At 61.3% G+C, this 10,319-nt stretch carries 10 protein-coding genes and 1 pseudogene; 10 read left to right on the forward strand and 1 reads right to left on the reverse strand.

The genetic code is table 11. The annotated features are described in order from the left end of the window. The first annotated feature begins 6 nt into the window (after positions 1–6). Genes KRZ98_RS12410 through KRZ98_RS12435 form a run of 6 tightly spaced genes read left to right on the forward strand, consistent with a single transcriptional unit; the run spans position 7 to position 5,161 of the window. On the forward strand, positions 7–1,692 hold the full coding sequence (locus KRZ98_RS12410) for a bifunctional protein tyrosine phosphatase family protein/NAD(P)/FAD-dependent oxidoreductase (RefSeq protein ID WP_217673831.1): 1,686 nt from the start codon (positions 7–9) through the stop codon (positions 1,690–1,692). Between the two features lie 5 nt (positions 1,693–1,697). Next, the gene (locus KRZ98_RS12415) at positions 1,698–2,474 is read left to right on the forward strand and encodes a sulfite exporter TauE/SafE family protein (RefSeq protein WP_217673832.1); all 777 of its coding nucleotides are present in this window, start codon (positions 1,698–1,700) and stop codon (positions 2,472–2,474) included. Further along, positions 2,471–2,629 (forward strand): helix-turn-helix domain-containing protein, encoded by a 159-nt coding sequence (locus KRZ98_RS12420; protein WP_217673833.1) that lies wholly within the window; start codon positions 2,471–2,473, stop codon positions 2,627–2,629. The genes KRZ98_RS12415 and KRZ98_RS12420 overlap by 4 nt, the downstream gene beginning before the upstream one ends. A gap of 2 nt (positions 2,630–2,631) precedes the next feature. Then, the gene (locus KRZ98_RS12425) at positions 2,632–4,035 is read left to right on the forward strand and encodes a cytochrome ubiquinol oxidase subunit I (RefSeq protein ID WP_217673834.1); all 1,404 of its coding nucleotides are present in this window, start codon (positions 2,632–2,634) and stop codon (positions 4,033–4,035) included. Positions 4,036–4,040: 5 nt separating this feature from the next. Further along, positions 4,041–5,048, forward strand: a complete 1,008-nt coding sequence (cydB, locus tag KRZ98_RS12430; protein ID WP_086486350.1) for a cytochrome d ubiquinol oxidase subunit II — start codon at positions 4,041–4,043, stop codon at positions 5,046–5,048. Then, the gene (locus KRZ98_RS12435; protein ID WP_082919883.1) at positions 5,048–5,161 is read left to right on the forward strand and encodes a DUF2474 domain-containing protein; all 114 of its coding nucleotides are present in this window, start codon (positions 5,048–5,050) and stop codon (positions 5,159–5,161) included. Before cydB ends, KRZ98_RS12435 begins: the two co-directional genes overlap by 1 nt. Before the next feature lie 25 nt (positions 5,162–5,186). Here the strand turns inward: KRZ98_RS12435 and KRZ98_RS12440 are convergent, their stop codons facing one another. Next, complete coding sequence (locus KRZ98_RS12440) at positions 5,187–6,938, reverse strand: chloride channel protein (RefSeq protein WP_217673835.1); 1,752 nt, start codon at positions 6,936–6,938, stop codon at positions 5,187–5,189. Between the two features lie 126 nt (positions 6,939–7,064). Here KRZ98_RS12440 and lgt point away from each other — a divergent pair, with 126 nt between their 5' ends. The 4 genes and pseudogenes from lgt to KRZ98_RS12460 all read left to right on the forward strand — a co-directional run. After that, entirely contained in the window at positions 7,065–7,901 is an 837-nt protein-coding gene (lgt, locus tag KRZ98_RS12445) for a prolipoprotein diacylglyceryl transferase (protein WP_254798311.1), read from the forward strand. A gap of 259 nt (positions 7,902–8,160) precedes the next feature. Continuing rightward, positions 8,161–9,060 (forward strand): MBL fold metallo-hydrolase, encoded by a 900-nt coding sequence (locus tag KRZ98_RS12450; RefSeq protein WP_217673837.1) that lies wholly within the window; start codon positions 8,161–8,163, stop codon positions 9,058–9,060. Next, the gene (locus tag KRZ98_RS12455) at positions 9,057–9,368 is read left to right on the forward strand and encodes a substrate-binding domain-containing protein (RefSeq protein ID WP_217673838.1); all 312 of its coding nucleotides are present in this window, start codon (positions 9,057–9,059) and stop codon (positions 9,366–9,368) included. Before KRZ98_RS12450 ends, KRZ98_RS12455 begins: the two co-directional genes overlap by 4 nt. Beyond that, a pseudogene (locus KRZ98_RS12460) lies at positions 9,337–10,191 on the forward strand (tyrosine-type recombinase/integrase); the annotation flags it as partial. The gene KRZ98_RS12455 and the pseudogene KRZ98_RS12460, both read left to right, overlap by 32 nt. Between the last annotated feature and the right edge of the window lie 128 nt (positions 10,192–10,319).

Here is a 10,319-nt window from a genome sequence, read left to right on the forward strand (position 1 = left end):
GGTTCAATGAATCCCCATAAGCTCGACGAAAAGCTGCTCGTTTGTGGCCAGATTACCCCGGAAGACATTGACCAGGCCGCATCTGCTGGCGTCCGTCTGATCATCAACAACCGGCCTGATGGCGAAGAGCCCGGCCAACCTCTCTCAGCCGACCTGAAGGCAAAGGCTGACGCGCTCGACATTGCCTATCGTTATATTCCCATCAGCGGTGGCAATTTCGACGAGGCATCGGTTATGGCCTTTGGCGATGCGCTGGCATCTGCCGATGGCCCCACTCTCGCTTTCTGCCGGACAGGCACCCGCGCCACGACGCTCTGGGCATTGTCCCAGGCTGGATCGCGCCCGACCGCAGCCATCCTGAGCGCGGCAAATGCGGCGGGCTATGACCTGTCGCAATTGCGCGGCCGGATCGAGACCGCATCGACCAGCAGCCCGGATGGCCCCGCGGCCGATCGCCCCGCCGCGCGCTATGACGTTGTAATTGTCGGCGGCGGTGCAGGCGGAATCGCGACGGCGACATCGATCCTTAAGCGGGATCCCAAGCTTTCGGTGGCGATCATCGAACCGCGTACCGAACATTATTACCAGCCCGGCTGGACGATGGTCGGTGCAGGTGTTTTCGAACCGAAATCAACCTGCCATTCGATGGCGTCGGTGATGCCCAAGGGTGTCACATGGCTCAGGGAAGCTGCTCAAAGCTTTCAACCCGAACAGAATCAGGTGACGACAGCCAATGGCAGCGTGATCGGCTATCGCGCGCTGGTCGTTGCGCCGGGCAATATGCTGGACTGGGATGCGATCGACGGGCTGGCGGCAACGCTGGGCCAGAATGGCGTGACGTCCAACTATCGTTACGACACGGCGCCCTACACCTGGGAACTGGTCCGCAATTTGCGCGAAGGCGTGGCGCTGTTCACGCAGCCGCCGATGCCCATCAAATGCGCTGGCGCACCGCAGAAGGCGATGTACCTGTCGTGCGACAACTGGCTTGAACGCGGTGTCCTGAACAACATCGATGTTGCCTTCCACAACGCGGGCGGCGTGCTGTTCGGCGTGAAGGACTATGTCCCCGCGCTGATGGGCTATGTCGAGCGGTACGGCATCGACCTTAATTTCGAATCTACCCTGATTGCGGTCGACGGCGCGGCGAAAACAGCGACCTTCCGCGAAAAGACGGGCGAAGTAACGCGCGCGTTCGACATGATGCATGTAACCCCGCCGCAGATCGCGCCGCGCTTCGTTGCGGACAGTCTGCTGGCGGACAAGGCAGGCTATGTCGAGGTCGATCAGGTGACGATGCAGCACGTCCGCTATCCCAATATCTTCGGCCTTGGCGATGGTGGCTCCACACCCAATGCCAAGACCGCCGCCGCGGCGCGCAAACAGGCGCCGATCGTGGCGGTCAATCTGCTCGCAATTCTGAAGGGTGGCGAGCCGGTTGCCGGCTATGACGGCTATGGCTCATGCCCACTCACTGTGGAGAAGGGTAAGATCGTCCTCGCCGAGTTCGGCTATGGTGGCAAGCTCATGCCCAGCTTCCCAAAATGGCTGATCGATGGAACGCAGCCGGCCAGGTTGTCGTGGCTGCTCAAGTCGGAGGCGCTGCCTTGGATTTATTGGAACGGCATGCTCAAGGGGCATGAGTGGCTTGTCAAGCCGCAACCGATCGAACGCGTGCGTCAGGCGGCGTGATCACCATGCTCGAACCCCTGCAATATGTGCTGGGCCTCCTGTCAGGCTCGCTGGTCGGCTTTTCGCTGGGACTGGTTGGCGGCGGCGGCTCGATCCTCGCCGTGCCGCTGATGGTCTATCTGGTCGGTGTCTCCAGCCCGCATGTCGCGATCGGCACGTCGGCGCTGGCGGTCGCCGTCAACGCCGCGACGGGGCTGGCCAGCCATGCACGCGAGCATACGGTCAAATGGCGCTGCGGCGGAATGTATGCCGCGGCAGGCATCCTTGGCGCGCTGGGCGGGTCGACGGTCGGCAAGGCGTTTGACGGACAGAAGCTGCTGTTCCTGTTCGCCCTGGTGATGATCGTCGTCGGCATACTGATGCTGCGCGGGCGCAAGGCGCTCGGCATACCGGGTGCCCAATGCAATCGTGAGAATGCGCCCAAAGTTCTGGGCTATGGTCTGGGCACCGGCATCTTCTCGGGCTTCTTCGGCATCGGCGGCGGTTTCCTGATCGTCCCCGGCCTCGTTGCATCGACCAGCATGCCGATTATCAACGCGGTCGGCACCAGCTTGGTTGCGGTGACGGCGTTTGGCCTCACTACCGCGGCCAATTACGCCTTTTCCGGGTTGATCGACTGGGCTCTGGCCGGCGTGTTCATTGCCGGCGGTGTTGCGGGCGGGTTTATTGGCACGATCGTAGCCAAGAGGCTGTCTGGCACTGGCACGCTGACAACCGTGTTCGCGGTGCTGATCTTCGTCGTTGCGGCCTATATGCTCTGGAAGAGCGCGGCGGCCCTGTGACCACGATCCCCGACAAGGAACGCCGCTGCCAGGCGATTGCCGCCTTGATCGCCGCCGGTCAGGGCGTTTGCGCCAGTTGCCGGCAAATCGGTATATCGGAAAAGACATTCAATCGCTGGCGGCGCGCACAGCGCGCAGCTTTACCGGAAGACTAAAGATGTTCGACGGCCTCGATGCTCTGCTGCTCGCCCGAATCCAGTTCGGGTTCACGGTCAGCTTCCACTTCATTTTTCCGGCATTTTCAATCGGCCTGGCCAGCTATCTGATGGTCCTGGAAGGACTGTGGCTGAAAACCGGACGGGACATCTATCTCGACCTGTTTCGCTACTGGGTGAAAATCTTTGCCATTGCTTTCGCTATGGGCGTCGTCTCGGGCATCGTCATGTCCTATCAGTTCGGCACCAACTGGTCTGTCTTCTCCACAAAGGCAGGACCGGTGATCGGGCCGCTGATGGCCTATGAAGTGCTCACCGCCTTCTTCCTGGAGGCCGGCTTCCTCGGCGTCATGCTGTTCGGCATGTCCAAGGTCGGCAAAGGCCTGCATTTCTCCGCTACCTGCATGGTGGCGCTTGGCACGTTCATTTCGGCCTTCTGGATCCTGTCGGTGAACAGCTGGATGCAGACGCCCACCGGCTTCGAGATGTCACCCGATGGCCGTTTCCTGCCGGGCGAATCCTGGCTGGCGATCATCTTCAACCCCAGTTTCCCCTACCGACTCATCCATACGGTGATCGCCGCCTATCTGACCACCGCTTTTGTCGTGGGCGCGGTCGGCGCCTGGCATTTGCTGCGCGACCGCGCAAACCTGCATGCGCGAAAGATGTTCAGCATGGCAATGTGGATGGCAGCGATCGTCGCGCCGATTCAGATTTTCGCTGGCGACATGCACGGCCTCAACACGCTGGAGCATCAGCCCGCCAAGGTCATGGCCATGGAGGGGCATTACGAGAGCCACCCGGACGGTGCGCCGCTTATCCTGTTCGGCATTCCCAACAGCGCGGAGAAACGCATCGATTATGCCGTGGAGGTTCCCAAAGCGTCATCGCTGATCCTGAAGCATGATCTGAACGCACCGCTCGCCGGCCTCGATACGATTCCCGATGACCGTGAGCCTCCCGTGCCGGTCATCTTCTGGTCTTTCCGGGTAATGGTCGGCATCGGCTTTGCCATGCTGGGCCTTGGTCTGTGGAGCCTGGTCGCGCGGATGCGTAAACGTCTCTACAACTGGTCGTGGCTGCATCGCGCCGCCGTGCTGATGGGGCCGTCAGGCTTCGTGGCAGTGATTGCCGGGTGGATCACGACGGAGGTGGGGCGCCAACCCTATACCGTTTATGGCCACATGCTCACGGCCCAAAGCGCGTCGCCTCTCGCCGCGCCTGCGGTTGCCGCCTCGCTGATCGCGTTCGTCATCGTGTATTTCGCAGTCTTCGGTGCGGGCGCATGGTACATCCTGCATCTGATGCACAAGCCGGCCGGGCCGCATGAGTCCGAGCCTGAGCATGTGCCGGTACGCACTGCGGGTATTACGCCTGCGCCTGCCATCGCGACTGGGGCGGAGTAAACAAAATGGGTATCAACGTCGATTTGACGGTCGTCTGGGCTTTCATCATCGCCTTCGCCGTATTCATGTACGTTGTCATGGACGGGTTCGACCTGGGCATCGGCATCCTGTTCCCGAGCTTCAAAGTTGGGGATGAGCGCGATCAGGCGATGAATTCGATCGCGCCGGTGTGGGACGGCAACGAAACATGGCTGGTGCTGGGCGGCGGCGGGCTATTCGCTGCCTTCCCGCTCGCCTATGGTGTCGTCCTGACCGCGACCTACCCACTTATTATCGCGATGCTTTTGGGGCTCGTTTTTCGTGGCGTGGCCTTTGAATTCCGCTGGCGCGACCCACGGCACCGTGCGCTATGGGACATTGCGTTCAGCCTGGGCTCGTTCATAGCCGCCTTTGCGCAGGGCGTGACGCTGGGCGCGATCCTCCAAGGCGTTCAGGTCGAAAACCAGGCCTATGCCGGTGGCTGGCTCGACTGGTTGACCCCGTTCAGCCTGTTGACCGGCGCTGGGGTGGTCATCGGCTACGCGCTGCTCGGCGCTGCCTGGCTGATCTGGAAAGTCGAAGGTAGCGCAGAGGCGCATGCCCGCCGGCTGGCGCTGTGGGCCGGGGCAGGCACGCTGGTCGCGATGGCGGCGGTCAGCGCCGCCACCCCGTTCCTGCAGTTCGAATATTGGAAGCGCTGGTTCGACATGCCCGGCGTGCTGGCGACGGCGCAAGTGCCGCTGCTTACCGGGATCGTCGCTTTCCTGTTTTTCCGCAAACTGCGCGGCGGGGCCACCGCTGCACCGTTTCTGCTTGCGCTGGCCCTGTTCGCGTTAGGATTTGCAGGACTTGGCATCAGTCTATTTCCCTACATCGTGCCCGACAGCATCACCATATGGGATGCTGCCGCGCCCGAGCGGAGCCAGATATTCATGTTGGTAGGGACCGCGATCATCATGCCGGTCATCCTTGCCTATACTGGATGGGCCTATTGGGTCTTTCGTGGCAAAGTTGGCACGCACGGCTATCACTGATGAAGTATACGCCCTTTTGGAAGCGGCTGGGATGGATGGCGCTGATCTGGACCGGGAGCGTTGTTGCGCTCGGTGCAGTATCGATGATTCTGCGCTTCTGGCTGAAGACCTGATCGCCAGCGCGACATCGACAGGCAGTCAGTTTTCGCCATAAAGGTCGCGCTGCGAACGATCGATCTCGTCAGCATAGCGTTTGCGAACGTATTTTTCGGTCAGCATACCCAAAATCCGTCGATCTTCATCGACAACGGCGAGATCGTCGGCTCCACTCACGTCGAATGCTTCCATGATTGAGGCGATCGACATTTCAGGTGAGAGCACGACATTCTGGAGGATGGCCAACTCGGATATGGCCCGCTCCGCCGAGCCCAAATCTGCAAAGACGGCCGCGGTCGGCACTAGGCCCGCGTAGAGGCCTGATCGGTCCTGCAGGAGTACCCGGCTCGTCGAACCCAACGGGAACTGCTGCCTGAAATCGGACATCGAAAGTGTCGGCAGTGCGGTCGCCGGGGCAGCGCGCATCATCTTGCGTGCCGTCAACGAACGCATCCAGCCAATATCGCGGGCGCTTCGGATCACTTCTCCGCGCAGGTGCAGACGCCAGGTCGAGAAGGAATAGCCGAAGCGTTCACGGACGAGGGCGCTCGAACACAGCGTTGCCGTCAGCACCACCGCCGTGATGCCAAAATCATGTGTTGCCTCGAGTACCAGCAAGGACATGGTCATCGGCCCTCCGACAACCGCCACAGCCAGCGCGGCCATCCCGACCAGCGCCGCATCCACCGGCGATAACGGGACAACGCCAGGGATCAGCATCCATAGCCCGGTAAGAATCTGACCGAGCAAGGCCCCCAGGAAAAGTGACGCAAAAAACAGGCCGCCGCGAAAGCCGAATCCTAAAGACACCACGGAGGCCAGGCATTTGAGCAGGAAAATTAGGGCAAGCGCGCCGATCGCCAGTTCTCCACCGATGGTGAGATGCAGCGCTCCATGCCCAGCCGAAAGCGCGTGAGGAGATGCCAGCGCGATCGGAATAAGCAACGTGCCGCCCACTATCGGCCTTGCCCATTCCGGAAGCTTGGTACGCCGGACAGAGGCTTCTGCAAAAGATACCAAGCGCATCAGTGCGATGCCCACTACCGCGCAAACGAGGCCCAGGACGGCATAAAGCAGATAGTCCACTGTCGCGAGGCTCTGGCTGCTGGTCGCGGCAATGAGGTAGGGCGTTGCGCCGAGCGTGCGCGCGGTTACGACCGCTGCCAAGGTAGCTGCCACCACGGGAGCGATGCTCGCCGGCGTGTAAGCGCCGATGACGATTTCAAAAGCGTAGAAGGCGCCAGTCAGAGGTGCGCCGAACGCCGCACCGATCGCGGCCCCGGCTCCTGCACCCACCAGAACACGCAGGTCGTTGCGCCGCAGGTTCAACCATTGGCCGATGAGTGATGCGATGCCGCCTCCAGCTTGCGCATAAGCCGCCTCCAACCCCACCGATGCACCGCAACCGTTGGAAACCAATGTCTGACCGGATACGAGCATCGTGTCGCGAAAAGGTATGCGCCCGCCATGGAGAGCATTCGCCTCGACGACGTCGATAGCTGTCCGCTTGTGATTGCGGACAAGGAGAACGATCCCTGCGAGCACCAGGCCGCCTAGCGGCAACGCTAGAAGCCGTACGGGCGGGATGTGCGCAAGACCGCTCAAGCGATCATCGACCTGGAGCCCGTAGAGCGTGGACTGGAAAAAATGCGCAGTTGCGCCGAGCATAGCCGCAAGCAGGCCCGCAGCAATGCCAACGCCGACCGCCAGGAGAATGAAGCTGGCTTCACTGGACCGAAAAATACGGCGCGCCGCCGACACGATGCCCGTGGGACGCAAGAAACGCTCACTCATCCCGGATGTCGCAGAGCGCCGTTCTGCTGCGCAGAGGACTTTTGGGGGAGGAGCATGCCGAGGATACCATTGAGCCTGAGTTAGGAAGATGCGAAGGGGCATTTTTCCCTTAGAATGGACTATTCTATGAGTCTCGCGGGTCATGCCCAAACCGCGATCTATTTTTCGTCGCTGCATCTCAATCCCGTGCTGGTTCAGATCGGGCCGTTCGCGCTGCGCTGGTACAGCCTCGCCTATCTTGCGGGTATTCTACTGGGCTGGCTCTATTTGATCCGGCTGCTCACCGAAGACGGCGCACCGTTGACGCGTGAACAAGCTGACGGCTTGGTGACATGGGTGACGGCGGGCATCATCATCGGCGGGCGTCTTGCCTATGTTCTCTTCTACGACTTGAGCACCTACGTCGCGCAGCCCTTGAAGATCTTCCAACTCTGGGCGGGCGGCATGTCCTTCCATGGAGGTGCGTTCGGCGTGGCGATCGCAATCATCATATTTGCGCGCAGCCATAGCCTGCGGTGGCTTAGGATCATCGACTATGTCGCGATGTGCGCCCCGATCGGGCTGCTGCTTGGCCGCCTTGCGAATTTTATAAATGGCGAGCTTTGGGGGCGGCCAACGACTTTACCCTGGGGCATCGTCTTTCCCGGCGGCGGCCCCTATCCCCGCCATCCGAGCCAACTCTACGAAGCGGCGCTCGAAGGGCCGTGTCTGTTCCTGTTGCTCTGGTCCCTGTTCCGTTTCACCAATGCGCGTCAGAGTCCCGGCATGCTGAGCGGCGCGTTTATTCTGGGCTATGGTGTGTTCCGGTTTCTCGTCGAATATGTTCGCGAGCCTGACCAGCAACTCATTGCCTTCACGAGCGCAACCGGGCTGCATATGGGGCAATGGCTCTGTATCCCGATGATCGCTGGCGGAATGGCCCTGATGCTTTGGGCCATCCGGCGACAGCCATTGCCATGCTAGACGAGCGTAAGCCGAGCATGCCCCCTGCGGCACCCAATGGAGCGTGTACGGCGCAGTAACCCGTGCGGCCCTGTGCACGGCGATCAAGCAATCACCCGGTTGCTCAAGGCGAACGGACGGAATTCATCTTTTCGCCAATGCAGACGGAAGCACGGTTGAACTCCTGCAAGTGCTCACTTCCGATCTCCGGTGGGGCACGCATCAGCGGTTGCAACCTAACACGCTTACAATCATTGTGTAATTCGAAAGGAGACGCGCGTTGAGACGCTTCGAGTTGGACGAGATTTCAGTCGCGGCGCTGTGGGACGAGCCGACCGGCAGCTGGCAGTATATCGTGATCGATCGCGCGACCAATCATGCGGCTATTATCGACCCGGTGCTCGACTTCGATCCGATGTCCGGCGCGACCGCCACACGCAATGCGGATGCTTTGCTGGCCTTTGTTAAGGAGCAGCAGGTGACCGTCGACTGGATCCTAGATACGCATCCGCATGCCGATCATTTTTCGTCGGCGCCCTATCTGGCGGATGCCCTGGGTATCCCGCGCGCGATTGGCGCTAATGTGGTCGAGGTCCAGAAACTTTGGCGCGACATCTACTGCCTTCAGGACTTCCCCACTGATGGGTCGCAATGGGATCGGCTATTCGGGGACGGCGACAGTTTCATGATCGGTGAAACCGAGATGCGCGTTTTGTTTTCGCCAGGTCACACGCTGGCGTCGATCACCTATGCAACTGATGGCGCAGCGTTTGTCCACGATACGCTGATGATGCCCGATATGGGCACGTCGCGTGCGGACTTTCCGGGCGGTAGCTCGCTCTCATTGTATCGAAGTATTGAACGCTTACTGGCTTTGCCGGACGACACGGCGCTGTTCGTCGGGCACGACTATGAAAAGGATGATCGCGACGTCCAGTGCTGTGCAACCGTCGCTGAACACAAAGCGAAGAACGTGCATGTCGGTGGCGATCGCAGCGAGGTCGATTTCGTCAAGCTGCGCGACACGCGCGATGCAACACTGCCGCTTCCCAAGCTGATGCTTGCCGCGCTGCAGGTCAACATCCGCGGCGGCAGACTTCCCGATCCCGAACCGTGCGGCCGTGCGTTCCTGAAGATACCTCTCAACCATTTCAAGCCACCCGAGAACGAGGCCAAATGATACGTTCGCTCCTATACGTGGCAGTCGTCCTGCTGCTCGGCGCCGCGCCGGCGTCGGCGCAATTGCGGGTCTTTGGTCCCGGCGGGCCGGCGCCGGCGATGCGTGACGCCGCTGACCGGTTCGAGCAGCAGAGTGGGACCAAGGTGGAGATCGTCAGCGGACCGACGCCGCAGTGGATCGATCGTGCGCGACGCGAGGCCGATCTGATCTACAGCGGGTCCGACACGATGATGACCGAGTTCGTGCGTGCGCTGCCCGATCTGTTGCATCAGTCGGATGGCCGACTATCTCGATGCCCGGGCGGGTAAAGGAAGCAAGCCCGCCTCGCTCGGCCGCTACAGGGCGTCAATCGCGAAGATCCACCAGTTGCTCGATCTGAAGGATCCGACGGTGGCGCCGCTGGTGAAGCTGCGCTTGGCAGCCGTCCGGCGCGAAAAGGGGACGGCGCAAAAGCAGGCGCGACCGCTGCGCTTCAAAGGACCGGTCCGCGATGTCGAGCGCGACTTAGCGCGCGGTCTGAACATCCGCGCGCTGCTGGACGCTTGTCCGGACGATCTGCAGAGCCTGCGCGACCGAGCGTTGCTGTCGACCGCTTACGACACCGGGTTGCGCGCGTCTGAGCTCGTCGCGGTCGCGATCGAGCAGATCGAGGAAGCGATCGATCCCGAGGCCCGGCTGCTCCAGATCCTGCGCAGCAAGGGCGACCAGGACGGGCAGGGGGCGACCGCCTTCCTGAGCCCGCGCACCGTCTCGGCAATTGTGGCATGGACGCAGGCGGCGGACATTTCGGCGGGTCCGCTGTTCAGGCGAGTGCAGGTCCGGCGCTACAAAGCCCGTGCGGCGGTGAAGGGACGGCGGATCGACAGCATTTCCGGTCGCGAAGCCTGGGATCTGCGTAAGACCTTGTCGAAGCCGGCGGTGCCGGCCCGCGTCGAGTATGACGTTGGCTCGGCGCCGTTACATGCTGGGTCGATCGGACCGATCTTTCGGACGATAATTCAGCGCGCGTTTGATCATGGATCGCTCCCCGATCTCACCGCCGAGGATCTAGCGCGGCTGGTTAAGGGGATCAGCGCTCACTCGACGCGGATAGGTCTCAATCAGGATCTCTTCGCAGCGGGCGAGGATCTTGTGTAGAGGGCGGTGACAAACCAGGCCAATGGAACGCCAGCGATTTGCTGAGCGTGGCGGTTTAAAAACCAGCCATTGGATAGGTTGCTCCTTTTAAGGGGGGTGGCCGGGGATGTTTGCCGTGGAGA

Source organism: Sphingobium sp. AS12 (assembly GCF_019097845.1).
In the GTDB taxonomy this organism is placed as follows: Bacteria; Pseudomonadota; Alphaproteobacteria; order Sphingomonadales; family Sphingomonadaceae; genus Sphingobium.

Bases quoted from the DNA above. Each gene is read 5' to 3' on its own strand.
- KRZ98_RS12440 (WP_217673835.1), bottom strand. From the start codon at position 6,938: ATGAGTGAGCGTTTCTTGCGTCCCACGGGCATCGTGTCGGCGGCGCGC.
- lgt (WP_254798311.1), top strand. From the start codon at position 7,065: ATGAGTCTCGCGGGTCATGCCCAAACCGCGATCTATTTTTCGTCGCTG.
- KRZ98_RS12425 (WP_217673834.1), top strand. From the start codon at position 2,632: ATGTTCGACGGCCTCGATGCTCTGCTGCTCGCCCGAATCCAGTTCGGG.
- KRZ98_RS12435 (WP_082919883.1), top strand. From the start codon at position 5,048: ATGAAGTATACGCCCTTTTGGAAGCGGCTGGGATGGATGGCGCTGATC.
- KRZ98_RS12410 (WP_217673831.1), top strand. From the start codon at position 7: ATGAATCCCCATAAGCTCGACGAAAAGCTGCTCGTTTGTGGCCAGATT.
- cydB (WP_086486350.1), top strand. From the start codon at position 4,041: ATGGGTATCAACGTCGATTTGACGGTCGTCTGGGCTTTCATCATCGCC.
- KRZ98_RS12415 (WP_217673832.1), top strand. From the start codon at position 1,698: ATGCTCGAACCCCTGCAATATGTGCTGGGCCTCCTGTCAGGCTCGCTG.
- KRZ98_RS12455 (WP_217673838.1), top strand. From the start codon at position 9,057: ATGATACGTTCGCTCCTATACGTGGCAGTCGTCCTGCTGCTCGGCGCC.